General features: G+C 64.9%; 15 protein-coding genes. 12 read left to right on the top strand and 3 right to left on the bottom strand.

All coding sequences use genetic code 11. The features are described 5' to 3' along the window. Positions 1-92 precede the first annotated feature (92 nt). On the top strand, positions 93-1,184 hold the full coding sequence (locus FMA36_RS01775; protein WP_408885656.1) for an MFS transporter: 1,092 nt from the start codon (positions 93-95) through the stop codon (positions 1,182-1,184). Between the two features lie 71 nt (positions 1,185-1,255). Here the strand turns inward: FMA36_RS01775 and FMA36_RS01770 are convergent, their stop codons facing one another. Then, on the bottom strand, positions 1,256-3,142 hold the full coding sequence (locus FMA36_RS01770) for an ABC-F family ATP-binding cassette domain-containing protein (protein WP_159260337.1): 1,887 nt from the start codon (positions 3,140-3,142) through the stop codon (positions 1,256-1,258). A gap of 160 nt (positions 3,143-3,302) precedes the next feature. Here FMA36_RS01770 and ndk point away from each other — a divergent pair, with 160 nt between their 5' ends. Then, entirely contained in the window at positions 3,303-3,725 is a 423-nt protein-coding gene (gene ndk, locus FMA36_RS01765) for a nucleoside-diphosphate kinase (RefSeq protein ID WP_159260335.1), read from the top strand. A gap of 267 nt (positions 3,726-3,992) precedes the next feature. Here the strand turns inward: ndk and purN are convergent, their stop codons facing one another. Both purN and purM read right to left on the bottom strand, forming a co-directional pair. Next, complete coding sequence (gene purN, locus FMA36_RS01760; protein WP_159260333.1) at positions 3,993-4,613, bottom strand: phosphoribosylglycinamide formyltransferase; 621 nt, start codon at positions 4,611-4,613, stop codon at positions 3,993-3,995. A gap of 10 nt (positions 4,614-4,623) precedes the next feature. Beyond that, positions 4,624-5,724: a phosphoribosylformylglycinamidine cyclo-ligase gene (gene purM, locus FMA36_RS01755; protein ID WP_159260331.1), complete on the bottom strand. Its 1,101-nt coding sequence runs from the start codon at positions 5,722-5,724 to the stop codon at positions 4,624-4,626. 134 nt (positions 5,725-5,858) lie between these two features. Here purM and FMA36_RS01750 point away from each other — a divergent pair, with 134 nt between their 5' ends. From FMA36_RS01750 to FMA36_RS01705, 10 genes are all read left to right on the top strand, one after another. Beyond that, positions 5,859-6,620, top strand: coding sequence for a P-loop NTPase family protein (locus FMA36_RS01750; protein ID WP_159260329.1), 762 nt, complete (start codon positions 5,859-5,861; stop codon positions 6,618-6,620). Positions 6,621-6,899: 279 nt separating this feature from the next. After that, on the top strand, positions 6,900-9,167 hold the full coding sequence (locus FMA36_RS01745) for an RNA degradosome polyphosphate kinase (protein ID WP_408885639.1): 2,268 nt from the start codon (positions 6,900-6,902) through the stop codon (positions 9,165-9,167). 45 nt (positions 9,168-9,212) lie between these two features. Beyond that, a complete protein-coding gene (locus FMA36_RS01740) occupies positions 9,213-10,709 on the top strand; it encodes a Ppx/GppA family phosphatase (protein WP_159260325.1) in 1,497 nt (498 codons plus the stop codon). 50 nt (positions 10,710-10,759) lie between these two features. Beyond that, positions 10,760-11,860: an IS630 family transposase gene (locus FMA36_RS01735; protein ID WP_019092710.1), complete on the top strand. Its 1,101-nt coding sequence runs from the start codon at positions 10,760-10,762 to the stop codon at positions 11,858-11,860. A gap of 137 nt (positions 11,861-11,997) precedes the next feature. Continuing rightward, on the top strand, positions 11,998-13,347 hold the full coding sequence (locus FMA36_RS01730) for an amidohydrolase family protein (protein WP_159260323.1): 1,350 nt from the start codon (positions 11,998-12,000) through the stop codon (positions 13,345-13,347). Between the two features lie 225 nt (positions 13,348-13,572). Then, a complete protein-coding gene (gene xdhA / locus FMA36_RS01725; protein WP_167518045.1) occupies positions 13,573-15,063 on the top strand; it encodes a xanthine dehydrogenase small subunit in 1,491 nt (496 codons plus the stop codon). Further along, positions 15,056-17,416, top strand: a complete 2,361-nt coding sequence (gene xdhB, locus FMA36_RS01720) for a xanthine dehydrogenase molybdopterin binding subunit (protein ID WP_159260319.1) — start codon at positions 15,056-15,058, stop codon at positions 17,414-17,416. Before xdhA ends, xdhB begins: the two co-directional genes overlap by 8 nt. A 5-nt stretch (positions 17,417-17,421) precedes the next feature. Next, positions 17,422-18,276: a xanthine dehydrogenase accessory protein XdhC gene (gene xdhC, locus FMA36_RS01715; RefSeq protein WP_159260317.1), complete on the top strand. Its 855-nt coding sequence runs from the start codon at positions 17,422-17,424 to the stop codon at positions 18,274-18,276. After that, entirely contained in the window at positions 18,273-19,229 is a 957-nt protein-coding gene (locus tag FMA36_RS01710) for a LysR family transcriptional regulator (RefSeq protein WP_061272588.1), read from the top strand. The genes xdhC and FMA36_RS01710 overlap by 4 nt, the downstream gene beginning before the upstream one ends. A 173-nt stretch (positions 19,230-19,402) precedes the next feature. Further along, positions 19,403-20,851, top strand: a complete 1,449-nt coding sequence (locus FMA36_RS01705; protein ID WP_159260315.1) for a SidA/IucD/PvdA family monooxygenase — start codon at positions 19,403-19,405, stop codon at positions 20,849-20,851. Positions 20,852-20,890 lie beyond the last annotated feature (39 nt).

Here is a 20,890-nt window from a genome sequence, read left to right as displayed (position 1 = left end):
ACATGGTTCCCCTTGCGGCAGGGCGCGTATGGGCGGCCTGGGGGGCCCTGGCGGTGGCCACGTTCGGCATCGGCACGGGTGAGTTCGCGCTCATGGCGCTACTGCCCGACGTGGCGCGCTCGCTCGGCGTTGGCGTGCCGGTGGCAGGTCATGTCATCAGCGCCTATGCGCTGGGTGTGGTGGTGGGCGCGCCGCTTGTAACCCTGTTTGCCGCCCGCATGCCCCGGCGCAGGCTGCTGCTGGTGCTGCAGGCCGTGTTCGTGGCGGGCAATGCCGGGTGTGCGCTCGCACCCGGGTACGGCACGCTGGTAGCCCTGCGTTTTCTGACCGGGGTGCCGCATGGCGCCTTTTATGCCGTGGCAGCACTGGTGGCGGCGGCAATGGTGCCACCCGCGCGCCGGGGGCGGGCCGTAGCGGGCGTGTTTTCGGGTCTTACGATTGCGCATGTGGTGGGCGTGCCGCTGGTAACGTGGGTGGGCGAAGCCCTGGGATGGCGCGCGGTTTACGGGCTGGTTACGCTCATGGGCATCGTGGCGTTTGGCCTGATGACGCACAGCCTGCCGCAGGTGCCGGTTGATCGTGCCCATGCGCCTTCCCTGCGGCGCGAGCTTGGCGCGCTCGGGCGCCCGCAGGTCTGGCTGACACTGGCCACGGGGGCAGTCGGGTTTGGTGGCATGTTCTGCGTCGGCACCTATCTTTCCACCGTGCTGCTGGGCGTTACGGGCGTATCCGCTGGCGTACTGCCGGTAGCCCAGATGCTGTGGGGGCTGGGCATGGTGGCGGGCAACATGGCGGGCGCGCGGCTGGTTGATGTCAGCCCGGTGCTGGCGATCATCATAACCCTGGTGGCGAGCACGCTCATGTCATGCCTGTTTGCGCTCTGCGCAGGCAATGTATGGCTGATCCTGCCGGTAATTGGCCTGACCGGCTGCATCATCGCCCTGCTGCCCGCGCTGCAGACCCGGCTCATGGATGTGGCAGCCGGGGCGCAGGGACTGGCGGCGGCCCTCAACCATTCCGCCGTCAACATCGCCAACGCTTTTGGGGCATGGCTTGGTGGGGCGGTGATTGCGGCGGGTTATGGCGCGCAGTCGGTGGGGTGGGCCGGGGCCTGCCTTTCGGCGGTGGGGCTGGGGATCTTCCTGATCGGGCTGCCCGCTTCCGGGAAGGCTGCTTCTAAATAATAAAAGTTTCGGGTGTCGCCTTTATTTCAAAGCTTTTTGAAAAAAAGCTTCACCCAAACCTTTTATCGGTTTTAGTCCGCATTCGCAGCTTCAAGCTCGGTTTCTGCTTCCAGCCAGTCTTCCTCCGCACGGTCATGTTCGCGCGCAATGGCGGCAAGGCGGGTATTGAGCGCCGTAACTTCGTCAGGCTTGCCGGTTTCATACAGTCTGGGGTCGGCGAGGCGGGCTTCAAGCTTTGTGCGTTCGGCCACCAGTTTTGCCATAAGCTGCTCGGCATCGCGGATGCGCTTGCGCAGCGGGGCAGTCGCCTTGCGGGCCTCGGCGCGTTCGCGGCGGTCATCGCGCTTTGGGGCGGCGGCGGGGCGGTCGGGGTTGCTTGCGGCCACCGCGCGGGCGCGTTCGGTCAGCCAGACGCGGTATTCCGCCATGTCGCCCTCAAACGGGCGCACCGTGCCATCACCCACCAGCCACAGCCGGTCGGCCACGAGTTCAACCAGATGCGGGTCATGGCTGATCAGCAGCACCGCACCCTCGAATTCGGCCAGTGCGCGGATCAGCGCGTCACGCGCATCAAGGTCAAGGTGGTTGGTTGGTTCATCAAGGATCAGCAGGTGCGGTGCATCACGCGTGGCCAGCGCCAGCAGCAGGCGGGCCTTTTCGCCGCCTGACAGGTCGCGCGTAGGCGTTTCGGCCCGCTCCGCATCCAGCCCGAAGCGGGCAAGCTGCGCGCGCACGGCAGGCGGCGTGGCCTCGGGCAGGGCGCGGGCCATGTGATCAACCGGGGTTTCAGCGGGCCGCAGTTCCTCGGCCTGATGCTGGGCAAAATAGCCCACCTTGAGCTTGGGGCTGTGCTGGATCGTGCCCGACTGCGGCTCCAGCCTGCCCGCCACCAGCTTGGCAAAGGTGGATTTGCCGTTGCCGTTCGCGCCAAGCAGGGCGATGCGGTCCTCCATGTCGATGCGCAGCGACAGGTTGGACAGGATGGTGTGATCGCCATACCCCGCACTCACGCGCTCCATGGTCAGCATGGGCGGCGGCAGGGGCGAGGGCTCAGGGAAGGAGAAGTGGCTGGGTGTATCCTCCACCACGCTGTCGATCTGGGGCAGTTTTTCCAGCGCCTTGATGCGCGCCTGCGCCTGTTTGGCCTTGGTGGCCTTGGCGCGGAAACGGTCAACAAAGGACTGCATATGTGCACGCTTGGCGTTGATGCGCTCGGCCATGCGGGCCTGTTGCAGCGCCTGCTCGGTGCGGATGCGCACGAACTCCTCATATCCGCCCGGCGTGAGCGTGAGCTTGCCCCGGTCGAGATGGGCGATGGCATCCACCGCGCGGTCGAGCAGCCCTCGGTCATGGCTGACAATCAGGGCCGCGCCCCCAAAGCGGGCCAGCCAGTTCTCGAGCCAGATCGTGGCTTCGAGATCGAGGTGGTTGGTTGGCTCGTCAAGCAGAAGCAGGTCGGGGTTGAGGAACAGCGCCGTGGCGAGTGCTACGCGCATGCGCCACCCGCCCGAAAAGTCGGACACCGGGCGGGCCTGGGCGCTGGCATCAAAGCCAAGGCCGGACAGGATGGCGGCGGCACGGGCGGGGGCGCTATGGGCATCAATGGTCAGCAGGCGCTCGTGAATATCGGCAATGCGGGCGGGGTCGGCGCAGGTTTCGGATTCGGCCAGCAGGCTCGTGCGCTCGGTATCGCCCGCCAGCACGGTGTCGAGCAGGGAGCCATAGCCGGTGGGGGCCTCCTGCTTGATGCGCGCCATGCGCGCGCGGGCGGAAAGGTGAATGGAGCCGCCATCGGGCGCGATATCACCCGCAATGGCGGCCAGCAGCGTGGACTTGCCCGCCCCGTTGCGGCCCACGAGGCCGATCTTGCGGCCGGGGTCGATGCTCAGGCTCGCGCCATCGAGCAGGGTGCGCCCTGCAATGCGCAGGGTCAGGTCAGATATGACGAGCAGGCTCACGGGCGGAAAACTCCGGCAATAAAGGGGGCATGGCTGGTTTCGTGCGGCTTTGTACCTACCAGTCTGCGGCGATATGCTCTAGATGGCGGTTGTAAGGTGATGTCGGCTTATGTCCAATGCCGCCTCGTATATTTTGCAACCCGTTGAAAGGAGCTGTCCCATGGCAGTCGAACGTACCCTCTCCATCATCAAGCCCGATGCGACCCGCCGTAACCTGACCGGCAAGATCAATGCCGTGTTCGAAGGCAATGGCCTGCGCATCGTTGCCCAGAAGCGCATCCAGCTGACCAAGGCGACCGCTGGCGCATTCTATGAAGTGCACAAGGAGCGCCCGTTCTACAACGACCTCGTGTCCTTCATGATCTCCGGCCCGGTCGTGGTGCAGGTGCTTGAAGGCGAGAACGCCGTGCTGAAGAACCGCGAAGTGATGGGTGCGACCGACCCCAAGAAGGCCGAAGCCCACACCATCCGCGCCCAGTTTGCCGAGAGCATCGAAGCCAACTCCGTGCACGGCTCCGACAGCCTCGAGAACGCGAAGAACGAGCTCTCCTTCTTCTTCGCTGGCACCGAGATCCTGCCCTGATCCTTCTGGGTCAGGAAAGGCCGGGGCGTTATGCTCCGGTTGCGGAAAAGCCGACCTTCGGGTCGGCTTTTTTTGTGCCTGTGGACTGATTTGTGCATAAATATTTTATCGCACGCAATGTTATTGGAAAGCGGAAAGATAGCTCAGGTCACACAGAGATCCGGCTACGATAAAAGCAGAAGAGAAAAATTTTTTGGTGAAGCTTTTTTCAAAAAGCTTCGACAGGACGCTGCCTTTTAAAAAAAAAGACAGCGCCCGGAAACGTGTTTACACCGCCAGCAGGCTGGCTGCCGCATCAGGCGCGGGTGTCGTGGCCGGAGCCAGCACGCGGTGCAGGGCAGCGGGGTAGAGCCTGTGTTCCTGCAGCAGCACGCGGGCGGCCAGTGTATCTGGCGTGTCGCCATCAAGCACGGGTACTGCGGCCTGGCCTATGACCGGGCCTTCATCCATGCCCTCCGTCACCCAATGCACGGTGCAGCCGTGAATGCGGGTGCCGTTTTCCAGCGCGCGCTCATGCGTGTGCAGACCAGGAAAGGCGGGCAGCAGGCTGGGGTGGATGTTGAGCATCCGCCCCTTCCACGCCGTGGTCAGGAATGGTGTGAGCAGGCGCATGTAGCCCGCAAGGCAGATATATTTTACGCCCGCAGCCCGCAGTGTTGCGTCAAGTGCGCGCTCGTGGCCTTCACGGTCGCGGGGGTAGGCGCGGTGGTCGATGGCGCGGGCTTCAAGCCCGGCTTCCCGCGCCACGTCCAGCCCCGGCGCGTCGGGGTTGTTGCTCAGCACCAGGGCAATGCGGGCAGGGTAGTCAGGCCGCGCGCAGGCTGCAATCAACGCGCGCATGTTGCTGCCGCGCCCGCTGATGAGGATGGCGATGGGTGTTTTGTGCATCGGGACCAGGTCAGTCACGCAGTTTGGGCAGTTCATCAAAGGTCAGCGTGGCCGGGCTGTCCGGGCTTTCACCCTGCGTGATGGTGCCGATGATGAAGGCCTGCTGCCCGCGCTCGGCTAGCTTCGCCATGGCGGCATCGGTGTCGCGCACCACCAGCACCATGCCCACGCCGCAGTTGAACACGCGCAGCATTTCCTCGGTGGTGACATTGCCAATGCTTGCCAGCCAAGGGAACACCGGCGGCACCGGCCAGGCCGTGCCATCAAGCACGGCGCGCACGCCCTTAGGCAGCACGCGCGGCAGGTTGCCCGGCAGGCCGCCACCCGTAATGTGGGCAGCGCCCACCAGCAGGCCCGCGTGGTGCAGGTCGAGCACGGGGCGAACGTATAACGTGGTGGGCGTCATCAGCGCCTCGCCCAGTGTGAGGCCATCGGCAAACGGGCAGGGGGCATCCCAGCCCAGCCCGCTGCGCTTGACGATATTGCGCACCAGCGAAAACCCGTTGGAATGCACGCCCGCCGAAGGCAGCGCGATCAGCGTATCGCCGGGGCGGATATCGCCGGGCAGCAGCGCCGTGCGCTCGGCCGCACCGACCGAAAAGCCAGCCAGATCGTAATGGCCGGGGCCGTACATGCCCGGCATCTCGGCGGTCTCGCCGCCCACCAGCGCACAGCCCGACTCGGCGCAGCCCTTGGCTATGCCGCGCACTACCTTGGCGGCATCCTCGACGGCAAGCTTGCCGGTGGCGAAGTAGTCGAGGAAGAACAGCGGCGTTGCCCCCTGCACCACAAGGTCGTTCACGCACATGGCCACGAGGTCTATGCCCACGGTTTCATGCAGGCCGCTTTCGATGGCGATCATGAGCTTGGTGCCCACGCCATCGGTGCATGACACGAGGATGGGGTCGGAAAAACCGGCAGCCTTGAGGTCGAACAGCGCGCCGAATCCGCCAAGCCCGCCCATGGTGCCGGGGCGGTCCGTGGCCTTTGCCGCAGGCTTGATGACTTCGACAAGCGCGTCACCGGCGGCAATGTCCACCCCGGCATCGCGGTAGGTGGCGCTTGGCGCGTTGTCGGAGGTAGGCTTTGGCGGGCGGGGGGCGGACGTCATGCAGCAGGCCTTTTTCACAAGCAAACTATCACTTTCCCGGACTCCCTCGCGCAGGCTATGAAAACCGCCCTTGGAGCCGGGTTCAAACGGACTTCCGGCTTTCTTTACGTCATGGCGGGGCTGTGCACAAAGCGGTGGTTGAGCATACGAAGCTGAAAACGGATGAAAACACGCCTGCCGGGGTGATCGGCCAGATGGTGTTGCCGTTTGCCCACACGCCGCGTTTCCGTGCCGCCGATTTCGTTTTTGCCGCCTCCAATGCCGCAGCCCGGAGCTGGCTGCTCGGCGCCACGCCATGGCCCGAGCGCAGGCTGGCGCTGTGGGGGGCGGCAGGCACCGGCAAGACCCATCTGCTTGAAATCTGGGCGCACCGTCATGGCGCGCGGCTGCTGCACGGGGCCAGCCTGTCGCACGCGCATGTGGCGGCCCTGTTCCCGGCCTGTGGCGCGCGCGTGCCGCTCATGGCCATTGCGCTCGATCGTGCCGATGAATGCGCCGATGAGCGCGCGCTCCTGCACCTGATCAATGCCGCGCGCGAGCATGGCATGGTGCTTTTGCTTGGCGCGCGCACGCCGCCTGCACGCTGGGCGGTAGCCCTGCCGGACCTGGCCAGCCGGTTGCGTGCGACCATGGCTGTGGCCATCAGCCAGCCGGGGGATGGGTTGCTGCGCGTGCTGCTGCTGCGCCTGCTGGCCGAGCGGCAGATCGTGGTGGCGCAGCCGGTGGTGGAGTGGCTGCTGCGCCGCCTGCCGCGCACGGCACTTGCCATGCAGGAGGCTGCGAACCGGCTGGATCACGCAGCCCTTGCCTCGGGTCGCCCGGTCACCCGCGCTTTGGCCGCACATGTGCTGGCCGACCTGCTGCCAGCCGAACAGCCGCTGGTGCCTTCGGGCTAGAAAAATCAGGATTTTGCGCGTGTCATAAAAAATTCATGGGCTTCGGCCTTAAGCGCACTGGTGGATATCCCTTTCAGAATAAAAGTTTTTGGGTGCCGCCTTTTTTCAAAAAGGCGGCGTTCTCCTGAATCGTTTTGAAAGAAGCGTCACCTCAGATTTCGGGATGCTGGCCCTGAAGGCTACGTGCGCGCAGGGGCTTGGCGCTGGTCAAGAGGGCGCTCCGTCGTCTAGAATCACTTGCAACAAGCAATGCCACCGCCGAACGGGAGCGCGAATCCATTGGCCAGAACGCCACGCAAGCCTGCCACGGGCGCAAAACCGGCGCCCCGCACGCGCAGCCGCGCCGCCTCCACCAGGGCGGCAGGGCGGCAGGTCGCCCTGCGCGAAGCACCAGAAACCCTGATCGACGCCACATCGCCCGCACGTTTCATTAACCGGGAACTGTCCTGGCTCGACTTCAACCAGCGCGTGGTCGATGAGGCCGACAACCCCCGCAACCCGCTGCTCGAGCGCGTGCGCTTTCTGTCGATCAGCGCCTCCAACCTTGATGAATTCTATTCCGTGCGCGTGGCGGGGCTCGTGGGGCAGGTGCGCGAGGGGCTGGTCAAGACCTCGCCTGATGGGCTGACGCCGCAGCAGCAGCTTTCCGCCGTGCGCGAGCGCACGGGGCGGCTGTTGCAGGAGCAGCAGCGCATCTGGCGCGACCTGCAGCGCGAGCTTGAAGCCGCGGGCGTGGTGGTGTGTGACGAGGTCTCGTTCACCGCCGAGGAGCAGGAATGGCTGGACAGCTGCTTCATGGAGCGCGTCTTTCCCGTGCTCACGCCGCTGGCCATCGACCCCGCCCATCCGCTGCCTTTCATCCCCAACATGGGCATTGCACAGGCGCTGCGGCTGATGAATGCCGAGACCGGGCAGTTTGTGATGGAGGCGCTGATCCTGCTGCCTGCGCGCATCGAGCGCTTCATCCGCCTGCCAGATGCCCTGTCGCCGCCCGGTGTCACGCGCTTCATCCTGCTCGAGCGCCTGATCGTGATGTGCATCGACCGCCTGTTCCCCGGCCTCGTGGCAGGGGACTGGGGGGTAATGCGCGTGGTGCGCGACACGGATGTGGAGTTCGAGGACGAAGCCGAGGATCTGGTTCGCTCGTATGAGAGCGCGCTCAAGCGCCGCAGGCGTGGCGTGGTGATCCATCTCGATATCGAATCGCGCATGCCCGAGGATCTGGCCCGTTCCATGGCCGACGGGCTGGCCCCGCCACCCGATGAAGTGTTCGTGCAGTCCGGGCTGATCGGGGTGGTGGACCTCAAGCAGCTGATCGTCGATGACCGGCCCGACCTGCTGTTCCCGCCCTACACGCCGCGCTTCCCCGAGCGAATTGTCGATTGCGGGGGCGACTGCTTTGCCGCCATCCGCGCGCGCGACATGATCGTGCATCACCCGTTTGAAAGCTTTGACGTGGTGGTGCAGTTCCTGCGGCAGGCAGCGCTCGATCCCGCCGTGGTGGCGATCAAGCAGACGCTGTACCGCACCTCGCGCGACAGCCCGATCGTCAAGGCACTGATCGAGGCGGCGGAAGCGGGCAAGGCGGTGACCGCCATGGTTGAACTGCGCGCCCGGTTTGATGAAGAAGCGAACATCCGCCTCGCCCGCGCGCTCGAGGCTGCTGGCGTGCAGGTGGTGTTTGGCTTCTCCGACCTCAAGACCCATGCCAAGCTCAGCCTTGTGGTGCGGCGCGAAGGCAGCGGCCTGCGCTCGTATGCGCATTTTGGCACCGGCAATTACCACCCCATTACGGCGCGGATCTATACCGACCTGTCGTTCTTTACGTGCAACCCTGAGCTTGCGCGTGATTCGGCGCGGCTGTTCAACTACATGACCGGCTACGCCATGCCCGCCAAGATGGAGGCGATCGCGTTCTCGCCCGTGACCATCCGCCGCACGCTGGAAGAACTGATCGCAGGCGAGATCGCGCATGTGCAGGCGGGCAGGCCGGGGCAGATCTGGCTCAAGATGAACTCGCTGGTCGATCCCGATCTGATCGACCGGCTGTATGCGGCATCGAACGCGGGTGTGCGCATCGTGGCCGTGGTGCGCGGCATCTGCTGCCTGCGCCCTGGCGTGCCCGGCCTTTCGGAGAACATCAAGGTCAAGTCCATCGTGGGGCGCTTCCTTGAGCATGCCCGCATCTATGCGTTTGGTGACGGGCACCGCCTGCCGTCAAAGCAGGCGAAGCTGTATATTTCCTCGGCGGACTGGATGCAGCGTAATATGGACTGGCGGGTTGAAAGCATGGTGCCCATGCTCGACCCGCAAATTCATGCCCGCGTGCTTGACCAGATCATGATGATCGATCTCAAAGACAACCTGCAGTCGTGGATTCTACAGCGTAACGGGGTCTGGCGGCGGCTGGAGCCGGGGCGCAGGCCCTTTTCATCGCATGAGTATTTCATGGAGCATCCGGGCTATCCGGTGCGTGGCGCGTCAGAAGCCCCGATCCGGGTCAGCGCATCGCAGCCGTGGCATGCGGAACAGATTATTGAGGACTGAGGATTACGGCATGGGCACGCTCAAGGCAGGACGCGCGGGCAGCATATGGGGCGCGATGTGACGGGTGCTGGCGGGTTTCGCCGTTCGGCGGTCATTGATCTGGGTTCGAATTCCGTGCGCCTTGTGGTGTTTGACGGCATTTCGCGCAATCCCGCGCCCATCTTCAACGAGAAGGTCGTGCTCAGGCTGGGCCGGGGGCTCAACGCCACGGGCCGGCTGAACGATGAGGCGGTGCCGCTGGCCATGGAAGTCATGGCCCGCTTCAACGCCATCGCGCGCGGCATGGAGGCCAGCCCCTTTGAGGTACTGGCCACGGCGGCGGTGCGTGATGCCACCAACGGCCCGGAATTCGTGGCGGGCCTGAAATCACGCCTGCCCGGCGTGCCGATCCGCATATTGAGCGGGGAGGAGGAAGCCGATTATTCCGCCACCGGCGTCTTGTGCGGCATACCCGATGCCAACGGGCTGGTGGCCGATATTGGCGGCGGCTCGCTTGAGCTGATCCGCATCGAGAACGGGCGCAAACGCGATGCCTGCACCCTGCCGCTGGGCGTGATCCGGCTCAATGATCGCGCTGATGGCGATCTGGCTCGCGCGCGGGCACTGGTGGATGAAGACCTGGCCCGCGTGGGCTGGCTGGAAGATGTGCGCGGGCAGGATCTGTACCTGGTGGGCGGCGCCTTTCGCGCGCTGGCGCGCATGCAGATCGCGCGCACGGCCTATCCGCTCAATATCGTGCATCTTTATCAGCTTGCGCCCGACACCGCGCGTGAGATGACGGACTGGATTTTGAGCGCCAGCAAACGCTCGATCGAGCGCCTGCCCGGCGTGCCGCGCAAGCGGCTTGATGATGCGCCCTTTGCCGCCACCGTTCTGCGCCGGCTCATGCGGCATGCGCAGCCCAACGGGCTGGTCTTCTGTGTCGATGGCCTGCGCGAGGGGTGGTACATGCACAATGTCGCCGCCAGCGTTGCCAATAACGACCCGCAGGATGCCGTGGCGCGCGAGATGTGCTGCATGCTCGGCCGCAGCATGCAGTTGCCCGAGCGCCTGGCGGACTGGACGGCTCCGCTCTTCCCCGATGAAGACCCCGGGGCCGACCGCCTGCGCGCGGTGGCATGCTGGCTGTCGGATGTAGGGGCGCATGACCACCCGGAATACCGGGCCGAGCAGACCTATCTGCGCATCCTGCGGCTGCAGGGCGTGGGCTTTACGCATCAGGCGCGGGCGTTCCTGTCGCTTACGCTGGCGGTGCGCTATGGGGCTGACCTGTCGGTGGCGTATCTGCAGCCTTCGCGCCAGTTGCTTGATCCCGCCCAGTTTGCCCATGCCGTGGTGCTGGGGCAGGCATTGCGGCTGGCCTATACGGTGAGTGGCGGCACGGAAGCCCTGCTTGATGGTACGCGGCTGGAAATGGCGGGTGGCACGCTGTCGCTGCATTTTGCGCCGGGGCGTGACGTGGTGCAGGGCGAGAGCGTGCGCCGCAGGCTCGAACGCCTGGGCAGTGCCATGAACATGCCGGTGCGCGTCCGCGATCACTAGTGTCCTGATCGAGAAGTTTATATGATTATCCTGATGGCAGGAGTAATCGAATGGGACGTGTAGCGGTTGCGATTGAACTGACGGCATTGGAGCGTCAGGAACTGGAATCTCTGGCAAGGGCGCGCAAGACGGGCCAGGCGCTTGCGCGGCGAGCCCGTATTGTCCTTGCCGCAGCCGATGGGCATGAGAACAAGGCGATCCGTGACCTGACGGGCGCGGACATCAACACGGTTGGCAAGTGGCGCCGGCGTTTTGCAACGGACCGTCTGGACGGGCTTTACGATGAACCCCGGCCGGGGACACCACGCTCGATCGGCGACGGGGAAATCGCGGAGACGATCCGCCGGACACTGGAAGAAACCCCGCGCGGTGCTACGCATTGGTCGCTGCGCTCGATGGCACAGGCCGTGGGATATGCACCGTCAACGATCCATCGCATCTGGAAAGCGTTCGGGTTACAGCCGCATCGAACAGAGACCTTCAAACTGTCGAACGACCCCCTCTTCGTGGAGAAGGTCCGCGACATCGTTGGTCTGTATATGGCACCGCCGGAGCGTGCGCTGGTACTGTGCGTGGATGAGAAGAGCCAGATCCAGGCGCTGGATCGCAGCCAGCCCATGCTCCCGATGCGGCCCGGCCAGGTCGAGCGGCGGACACATGACTATACCCGCCACGGTACGACCTCACTGTTCGCAGCTCTCGACATTGCCACCGGCACCATCATTGGAAAGTGTTATCCGAAGCACCGATCCACGGAATTCCGCAAATTCCTTGACCAGATCGAAACCAATGTGCCGACTGACCTCGATATCCATCTGGTGATGGATAACTATGCCACCCACAAGACGAAGCTGATCCGTGACTGGTTGGCCAGGCGCCCGCGCTGGCACGTTCATTTTACGCCGACCGGGGCCTCATGGATCAATCAGGTGGAGCGGTTTTTCGCTCTCGTCACTGAAAAGCAGATCAGGCGCGGCATTCACCGTTCGACCGAAGCCCTGGAGGCCGACATCAGGGCTTTCATCGCCGTCCATAACGAACAGCCCAAGCCCTTCAAATGGACCAGATCCGCCGACGACATCCTGCAGGCCGTCAAGCGATTCTGCCTCCGTACTACCAAAATCAGCGAAACTTCAGAATCAGGACACTAGCTAGAAATCTGATTTAAGGATCAGAAGGTTTGGGCGAAGCTTTTTTTCAAAAAGGCGACTCCCAGAAGCTTTTCTGATTTTTTATTCATGATGTGTTTCCAAACAATCTTTTAGGCTTATCGGTAACAGGGGGCGGCATGAAGCACGCAGCGCAGCGCGACCTGCTGCTGATACGCGGCGGCACGGTGGTTACAGGGCAGGCCAGCCTGCGGGTGGATGTGCTGTGTGGTGGCGTGGGGGAAATTCTGGCCGTCGGGCCGGATCTGGAAACCCCCACCGGCTGCACGGTCATTGATGCCGGTAGCCTGCTGGTGCTGCCAGGCGGAGTTGACCCCCATACCAGCATTGGCGCGGATGAAGCCGGTTTTGCCGCAACGGCTGATGCGCTGGCAGGCGGCACCACCACCATAATCGATGTGATGTACCCACAGGGCCGTGACATGGCGCAGGCTTGGCGCGACTGGCGGCAGGCGGCAGCCCGCGCGCCGGTCGATGTCGGGCTGTGCATGGCGCTGCCGGATGCCGGGGGCGCTGTCATGGGCGGCATGGACACGCTGGCGGGCCATGGGGTCAACAGCTTTCACCTGTCCATGGCAGCGGGCATGGCGGATCGTGACATTCTTGATCTGGCGGCCCATGCCGCTGGCCTTGGTGCGCTCTGCATGGTCGAGGCACAGAATGCGCAGGCCATGGCTTACCTGCGCGCGGCCCTTGACCATGCCGGGGTGAGCGGGGGTGAAGCCTGCCTGCTGGCCTGCCCGCCCGCCACCGAGGCGGATGCCGTGGGCCGGGCCATCATGCTGGCGGGGCTGGTGGGGGCGCCGGTGCATGTGGGCCCGGTTTCAACCACGGGCGCGTGTGCCGCCATTATCGCGGCCCGTGCCCGGGCCCAGCGCGTGCAGGCGCATGTGCTCGCACCGCATCTTGTGCTTGATGAGGCGGTGTATGACGCTGATGACGCTGCCCCCTACATCACCTGTCCGCCCTTTCGGGACAGCACGCACCGGCAGGCGCTGTGGGGCGCGCTGGCCTGCGGCGCGGTGGGCATGGTGGCCAGTGGCTTCAGCCCGGCCCGGCAGGCGGCCCATGGCGTGACAGCAGGGCTGGCCGAACGGATGCGCGTGGTGTGGCGGCACGGTGTGCAGGCGGGCGTGATGGGGGCGGAGGAATTTGTCCGCGCCACGTCGGAGGCGGCGGCAATGGCGTTCAACATCTACCCCCGTAAAGGGGCCATCATGCCGGGTGCGGATGCCGACCTTGTACTGTGGAACCCCGATGCGCAGGAAACGCGCCCTGCCAGCGCGGGCAGCCTGTACGGCGGCATCACGCTGGGCGGGCAGGCGGTGTGCGTGATCCGGGGCGGGGTGGTGGCGTTCCGTGATGGCGCGTTGCATGAGGAGGCGGGCAGTGGTGCCTGCGTGCCATGCCCGGCATTCCGGCCCGGCCTGTCGGAGCGGATGCGGCAGGCGGCGCGGTTATCCGTTTGAAAATGATGCAGTGATAAAAGTTTTCAGGTGCCGCGTTTTTTCAAAAAGGTGGCGTTTTGAAAAAACGCATCACGGCATTGCCTCTTTGCTTTCCGGCAGGGTGACAGGGTAGGATCACTTTCCCATATACTGGGATCAGAAGACATCAATGGCTGTTCCGGCTGTCTGCCTTGAGGGGGGTGAGGCAGTCCGTGGCCGCAGGACAAGGGAACAGGTTTGACGGGGATCAGACACGATATCCGTTTCTATGTCGGAAACGAATATCATGAGTTGGCCAACATCGCGCCAACACGCACGCTGCTGGACTGGCTGCGCGAGGAACGTTGCCTGACCGGCACCAAGGAAGGCTGTAACGAGGGCGATTGCGGCGCCTGCACGGTGCTTGTGGTCAGGCTGGAAGGCGAGCGCCTTGTCTGGCGCGCGGTCAATGCGTGCATCCAGTTCGTATCCATGCTCGATGGCGCGCAGGTGCTCACCATCGAGGACATGCGCGCACCTGATGGCAGCCTGCACCCGGTGCAGCAGGCCATGGTGGAGCATCATGGTTCGCAATGCGGGTTCTGCACGCCGGGCTTTGTCATGTCTATGGTGGCAGGTCGCAAGGCGGCGGGGCTTGCGCAGGATGAACGCGGCATTGACGACATGCTGGCAGGCAATCTGTGCCGCTGCACCGGCTATGCACCCATCGTGCGCGCCATGCGCCACGCCATGCAGGCCGGCCCCGATCATTTCGATGCCATGGCCGATGATATGGCCGAGCGCCTGCGTGCCCTGCGCGATGGGGCCACGGTTGACATCACCGGGCCCATGGGCCGCCTGACCATTCCCGTAACGGCGGATGCGCTGGCGACAACCCTGCTTGAAAACCCCGAAGCCCGCATCGTGGCAGGCGCCACCGATGTGGGCCTGTGGGTGACCAAGGGCCTGCGCGACCTGCCGCATGTGATCCCCATTGGCCAGATTGCCGACCTGCGGCGTATCGAGATGACAGCGCAGGGGCTTTTCCTCGGGGCTGCGGTAACATGGCAGGAAGCCCGGGCGGCACTGGTGCAGATCCTGCCCCAGCCGGATGAGGAAGTGTTCCGCCGCATCGGTTCGGTGCAGGTGCGCAATGCGGGCACGGTATGCGGCAACATTGCCAACGGCTCGCCCATTGGTGATGGCCCGCCGGTGCTGATCGCGGCAGGGGCCACCGTGCATCTGCGCCGGGGCGATACGCGCCGGACCATCGTGCTTGAAGAGTTCTTCATTGCATACGGCAAACAGGACCGCGCGCCGGGCGAGTTTGTGGAAGGGATCACCATTCCCGCCCCCGCGCCCGATACGGTCATCCGCGCGTGGAAGGTGTCCAAGCGCTTCGATCAGGATATCTCGGCCATTCTGGGCGCATTTTCGCTCACGCTTGCACCCGATGGCACCATCAGCAATCCGCGCATCGCCTTTGGTGGCATGGCGGCCACCCCATGCCGCGCGTTGCGCACGGAAGCCGCCCTTGCAGGCCAGAAGTGGAATGAAGCCACGCTGGAAGCCGCGCGTGAGGCGATCATGAAGGATTTCACACCCCTGACCGACATGCGGGCAAGCGCGTGGTACCGCAGCACCGTGGCCGCCAACCTGCTCACCCGCCTTTACGCTGAGTGTGGACCGCAGGCCGCCCGCGTGCCGACCAGCGTGCATGCAGCCTGTACTGCCACGGGAGAACACGCTCATGGCTGATGCAAACATCACGGCCACCGCAGCTCCCGCTGCTGGTGTTGTGCCTGGCGGGGCCTCGGAAAGCCTGCGGCACGAGAGTGCGGCCATGCACGTGCAGGGCACGGCCAGTTATATTGACGACCTGCCCGAACCCCGTGGCACGCTGCACCTCGTGCCTGGGCTGAGCACGCGCGCCCATGCCCGCATCGTGTCCATGAACCTTGACGCCGTGCGGCAGGCCGAGGGCGTTGTGGCAGTCTATACGGCAGCCGACATACCGGGCGAGAACCAGATCAGCCCGGTGGGCAAGGGCGATGAGCCGCTTCTGGCCAAGGATATTGTTTCCTTTTACGGCCAGCCCCTGTTCGTGGTTGCCGCCGCCACGCGTGGTGCGGCCCGACGTGCGGCGCGGCTTGCGGTCGTGGAATACGAGGACCTGCCCGCCATCCTCAACATCGCGCAGGCGCGCGAAAACGGCAGCCCCCTGGTCTGGCGGCCCATGGAAATGAAGCGTGGCGATGCGCTGGCCGGGCTGGAACATGCGCCCCGCAGGCTTTCGGGCCGCATTACGGTGGGCGGGCAGGAGCATTTCTACCTAGAAGGGCAGGTGGCTCTCGCCCGGCCGGGGGAGGAAGGGGAGATGCATGTCACCTCATCCACCCAGCACCCGACCGAGACACAGCACATGATTGCCCATGTGCTCGACCGTCCCTCAAACCTCATCACCGTCGAGGTCCGGCGCATGGGTGGCGGCTTTGGCGGCAAGGAAACGCAGGCCAATGCCTGTGCCTGCCTCGCCGCCCTCGTGGCCGACAAAACGGGCCGGGCTGCCAAGATGCGCCTCGACCGCGATGACGACATGACCATGACCGGCAAGCGCCATGACTTCGTGATTGATTACGATGCAGGCTTTACCGATGAAGGCCGGATCGTGGCGGTGGACATGGTCCTCGCCGCGCGTTGCGGCTGGTCGGCCGACCTGTCCGGCCCGGTCATCGACCGCGCGCTGTTCCATGCCGATAACGCCTATTTCTATCCCGATGTGCGCCTGCGCTCGGAGCCGCTGCGCACCAACACGCAGTCCAATACCGCCTATCGCGGCTTTGGCGGTCCGCAGGGTATCGTCGCCGCCGAGCGTGTGATCGAGGAGATCGCATTCGCCACCGGCCTCGACCCGCTCGAGGTCCGCCTGCGCAACGCCTATGGCACACATGACCGTAACGTCACGCCCTATAACATGGTGGTGGAGGACTCGATCACCCACGACCTGCTGCCCGCACTGGCGCGGCGCTGCCATTATGCACAGCGTCGCGCGGCGTGCCGTGAATTCAATGCCGCCAGCCCGTACCTGCGGCGCGGCATTGCCATCACCCCGGTCAAATTCGGCATCTCGTTCACCGCCACCCATTATAATCAGGCCGGTGCGCTGGTGCATGTCTATACCGATGGCTCGGTGCAGGTGAACCACGGCGGCACCGAGATGGGGCAGGGCCTGCACACCAAGATGGTGCAGGTGGCCATGCGCGAATTTGGTCTCGGGCCCGATCAGGTGCGCATTACCGCCACCACCACCGGCAAGGTGCCCAACACATCGGCCACGGCGGCCTCGAGCGGGGCGGACCTCAACGGCATGGCGGTGCTCGACGCCGTGCGCCGCATCAAGCGCAGGCTGGTGGAGTTTGCCGCCAGCCACTGGAACGTAAGCGAGGACGAGGTGCGCTTCGCGCCCGATGGCGTGCATGTGGGGCACAAGGTCATCGCGTTCCCGCACCTTACGCGGCAGGCCTATTTCGCGCGCGTGTCCATGTCGGCCAACGGGTTCTATAAAACGCCCAAGATCTCGTGGAATGGCGATACGGGGCAGGGGCGGCCCTTCTATTACTTCGCCTACGGGGCCGCATGTTCGGAGGTGGTGATCGACCTGCTGACCGGCGAGACGAAAATCGACCGGGTCGATATCTTGCATGATGCAGGCCAGTCGCTGAACCCGGCGCTGGATATCGGCCAGATCGAGGGTGGCTTCGTGCAGGGCGCAGGCTGGCTGACCTGCGAGGAACTGGTCTGGGACGATGCTGGCCGCCTGCGCACCCATGCGCCAAGCACCTATAAAATCCCCGCCTGTTCCGACCGGCCGCGCGTGTTCAACGTGGACCTGCTGGAAAACGCGCCCAACCGCGAGCACACCATCTTCCGCTCCAAGGCCGTGGGCGAGCCACCCTTCGTGCATGGGGTATCGGTGCTGCAGGCGATATCGGATGCGCTGGCCAGCCTTGATGGCTACCGCACCTGCCCCCGGCTCGACGCGCCCGCCACGCCGGAGATGATCCTGCGCACGGTGGAGCGCCTGCGCTGCGGTCAGCCTCCCGCTGGCTGAACCCCATGAGCATGGAAATGCGCGCCGATCTGGCCCGGTGGCGGCTCATGGGCCAGCCGGTCGCCCGGATCTGCGTGTCCTCGGTACGGGGGTCCACCCCGCGTGAGGCGGGTACCTTCATGCTTGTCACAGCCACGGAGCAGTCCGGCACGGTGGGCGGTGGCGAGCTTGAATGGAACGGTATCCATCACGCCCGCCGCCTGCTGGCCACCGGTGGCGAGGCGCAGGACCTGCGCATCGACCTTGGCGGCCGCTCCGGGCAGTGCTGCGGGGGCGAGGTGATGCTGTTCATTGATGTGCCCGATGACGGGGGGCTGGACGGCATCATGGCACAACTCGAGCGACAGCGCCGCGAGGCTCCGCTGCTTTTGCTGTTCGGTGCAGGCCATGTGGGGCGCGCGCTGGCCCATGTAATGGCCCCGCTGCCGCTGCGGCTGGCCTGGTGCGATTCGCGCCCGCATGAATTCGGCCCCGTCATTCCCGCAGGGGTGGAGGTGCATGATGATGGCGACTGGCAGCGCCTTGTAGCCGGTGCGCCCGCCGGTTCCGGCGCACTGGTGCTGACCCAAAGCCACGCGCTTGACAGCCTGATTGTTGCATCCATCCTCGAACGGGGCGACTTTCGCTATGTGGGCCTGATCGGCTCGCACACCAAGCGCCGCCGCTTCGAGGCGGCCTTCCGCGCGCTCGGCCTGCCCGAAGACCGCATCAATGCCATGGTCTGCCCCATCGGGGGGCAGGACGTGCGTGACAAGCGGCCCCCGGTCATCGCGGCGCTGGTGGCGGCGGAAATCGTCACGCGCTTCCTGCACGCACCGCGGGAAGAGGGTGATGCAGATGGGGATGAGAGACGCTTATGAACGATCCGCTTTCGCGCACGCCCCGCATGATGCGCCTGCACGCGCGGGGCATTTCCTATTTCAATGCGGTGCGGGAATGCCGTTCCATCCGCGAGGCGGCGCGCAGGCTCAATGTCACGCCCTCGGCCCTCACGCGGCAGCTTGCGCAGATGGAGGCCGAGATCGGCGCGCCCCTGTTCGACCGCCTGCCCGAAGGCATGGTCCTGACCGAGGTGGGCACCATCATGGCCCGCCATATCGTGACCGTGATGCAGGATGCCGCGCGCACGGAGGAGCAGATCAACGCCCTGTCCGGCCGACATGACGGCAGGCTGCGCATCATGGCGGTGGAAGGAATCGCAGGCCAACTTTTGCCCGCGCTGCTTGAGCGCATCATCTCCGCTTTTCCCACCGTGGAACTGCATGTGGAGGTCGGTGCCCCCAAGACCATCGTCTCGGCGTTGCAGGATGGGCGGGTTGACCTTGGCATTGCGTTCTCGCTGGCGCTTTATCCTGAATTGCGGCGGGTGGCGGTGGGGCACTTCCCCGTTGGGGCCGTGGTGCGCGCCGACCATCCGCTCGCGCACCTGCGCACGGTCACGGTAGAGGAATGCGTGGCCTACCGCCTGATCCTGCCCACGCGCACGCTCTCGCTATACCGCGTGATGGAGCCCATGTTGCGCCCGTGGCAGGACCGGCTGAACGTGGTGCTGCATACCGGCTCGATCGAACTGACCAACCGCATGGTGCTTGCTGGCGCGGGGCTGGCCTTCCAGTCGCCGCTCGCGGTGGGCGTGCAGCCCGGCCAGGACAGCCTGCGCCACGTGCCGCTGCGTGATACCCGCGCCGTGACCGACCTTGGGGCATATGTGCGCGAATCCCGCTGGCTTCCGCCATTGCTGGAAACCGTGATCGAGGAACTGCGTCTTGAACTGCGCCGCGTGCAGGGCGTGAGCGATGAGCGCGCGGTCTGACCGCCGTTGCGATTTATGCAACGGAACGATGAAATCATTCTACTGGACGAAACACCAGGCGGGCTGATTAGATCACGCCATCGTGGTGCGGTTGGGGGATATCCGTATGGCGTCGGGGGACGTCATACGGGGCTGCATCAGCAAAAGACGAAAAAACAGATGGGAACCCGCAGATGGATACCAACATGCAGCCGAAAGACGGGGGGCTGGCAGCGCTCGATGCAGCCGTGCGCCGTGATCTGGAAATCATCCGCTACCCGCGCAAGGAATGGATTCCCCCCATCGATCGTGATGGACAGCGTGTGCTTGATGTCGCGATCATCGGTGCCGGGCAGGGCGGGCTTGCCACGGCCTTTGCGCTCAAGCGCAACAACATCACCAATGTACGCATATTCGACCGGGCAGCAAAGGGCGGCGAAGGCCCGTGGGTGACATTCGCGCGCATGATCACGCTGCGCACTCCCAAATACGTGACCGGCCCCGACCTTGGCGTGCCCTCGCTCACCCCGCGCTCATGGTATGAGGCGCAGTACGGCGCGGCCGCGTGGGAGAAGCTGGACAAGATCCCCCGTGGGGACTGGCAGGCCTATCTCGACTGGTACCGCGACATCCTCGACCTGCCGGTCGCCAACGACCACGAATTCATGGGTGTGACGTGGGAGGGCGGCCTGCTGCGCCTGACCTTCCGCCGCCCTGATGGTACGAGCCACGTGCATTATGCCCGCAAGCTGGTGCTGGCTACCGGCATCGAAGGGTGTGGCACGTGGCATGTGCCCGACTTCATCCGCAACGGCCTGCCGCGCGAGCGCTATGCCCATACATCCGAGGCGATTGATTTTGCGGCGCTGAAGGGCAAGCGCATCGGCGTGCTCGGTGCCGGGGCCTCGGCGTTCGATAACGCAGCCACGGCACTCGAAGAAGGCGCGGGCAGCGTGACCCTGTGCCTGCGCCGCAAGGAAATCCCCTCCATCAACCCGTACCGGTGGATGGAGAATACCGGCTTCCTTGCCTACTACCCCGCCCTGTCCGATGAGCTGCGGTGGGGCTTCATGCGCCGGATCTTCGATCTCAACCAGCCGCCGCCGCAGGATACGTTCTGGCGGTGCCGCAGGCATGAAAACTTCTCCTACCGCACCGGCTGCCCCTGGACGGGCGCGCGCATGGAAGGCGATGAGATCGTGGTCGATTCGCCCACTGGCGAGATGCGCTTTGACTTCGTGATCATTGGCACCGGCTTCGCAACCGACCTCTCCCGCAGGCCCGAGACCGCATCGTTTGCGCCCTCCGTCGCCCTTTGGGGCGAGCGCTACAAGGCTCCCGCAGGTGCCGAGAGCGCGGTGCTGGAAAGCTACCCCTACCTTGGCGACTGCTATCAGTTCCTGCCGCGCCACAAGGATGATCCGCTGGCGCCCATGCTGGCCAACATCCACAATTTCACGTTCTCCGCCACGCCGAGCATGGGGCTTTCGGGGGCTTCGATCAGCGGCATGCGCTTTGGTGTGGAACGTCTGGCCCATGGGCTGGGGCGTGACCTGTACGTGGCCGATGGCCGGCAGCACCTTGAAAGTCTGCTGTCTTATGACGTGGCGGAACTAGTCAGTCTCGATCCTCCTGTTGCATGATGCGCCCCGGGTAGATTTATCCATTCGGGAGAGAGTGAG

Source organism: Komagataeibacter xylinus (assembly GCF_009834365.1).
GTDB lineage: Bacteria > Pseudomonadota > Alphaproteobacteria > Acetobacterales > Acetobacteraceae > Komagataeibacter > Komagataeibacter xylinus_D.
Note: the sequence above shows the minus strand (reverse complement) of the source record. Positions and strands in the feature narration are given on the sequence as shown.

Bases quoted from the DNA above. Each gene is read 5' to 3' on its own strand.
- FMA36_RS01735 (WP_019092710.1), top strand. From the start codon at position 10,760: ATGGGACGTGTAGCGGTTGCGATTGAACTGACGGCATTGGAGCGTCAG.
- FMA36_RS01775 (WP_408885656.1), top strand. From the start codon at position 93: ATGGCGCTACTGCCCGACGTGGCGCGCTCGCTCGGCGTTGGCGTGCCG.
- purN (WP_159260333.1), bottom strand. From the start codon at position 4,613: ATGCACAAAACACCCATCGCCATCCTCATCAGCGGGCGCGGCAGCAAC.
- xdhC (WP_159260317.1), top strand. From the start codon at position 17,422: ATGAGCATGGAAATGCGCGCCGATCTGGCCCGGTGGCGGCTCATGGGC.
- purM (WP_159260331.1), bottom strand. From the start codon at position 5,724: ATGACGTCCGCCCCCCGCCCGCCAAAGCCTACCTCCGACAACGCGCCA.
- ndk (WP_159260335.1), top strand. From the start codon at position 3,303: ATGGCAGTCGAACGTACCCTCTCCATCATCAAGCCCGATGCGACCCGC.
- FMA36_RS01705 (WP_159260315.1), top strand. From the start codon at position 19,403: ATGGATACCAACATGCAGCCGAAAGACGGGGGGCTGGCAGCGCTCGAT.
- xdhB (WP_159260319.1), top strand. From the start codon at position 15,056: ATGGCTGATGCAAACATCACGGCCACCGCAGCTCCCGCTGCTGGTGTT.
- FMA36_RS01740 (WP_159260325.1), top strand. From the start codon at position 9,213: ATGGGGCGCGATGTGACGGGTGCTGGCGGGTTTCGCCGTTCGGCGGTC.
- FMA36_RS01730 (WP_159260323.1), top strand. From the start codon at position 11,998: ATGAAGCACGCAGCGCAGCGCGACCTGCTGCTGATACGCGGCGGCACG.
- FMA36_RS01710 (WP_061272588.1), top strand. From the start codon at position 18,273: ATGAACGATCCGCTTTCGCGCACGCCCCGCATGATGCGCCTGCACGCG.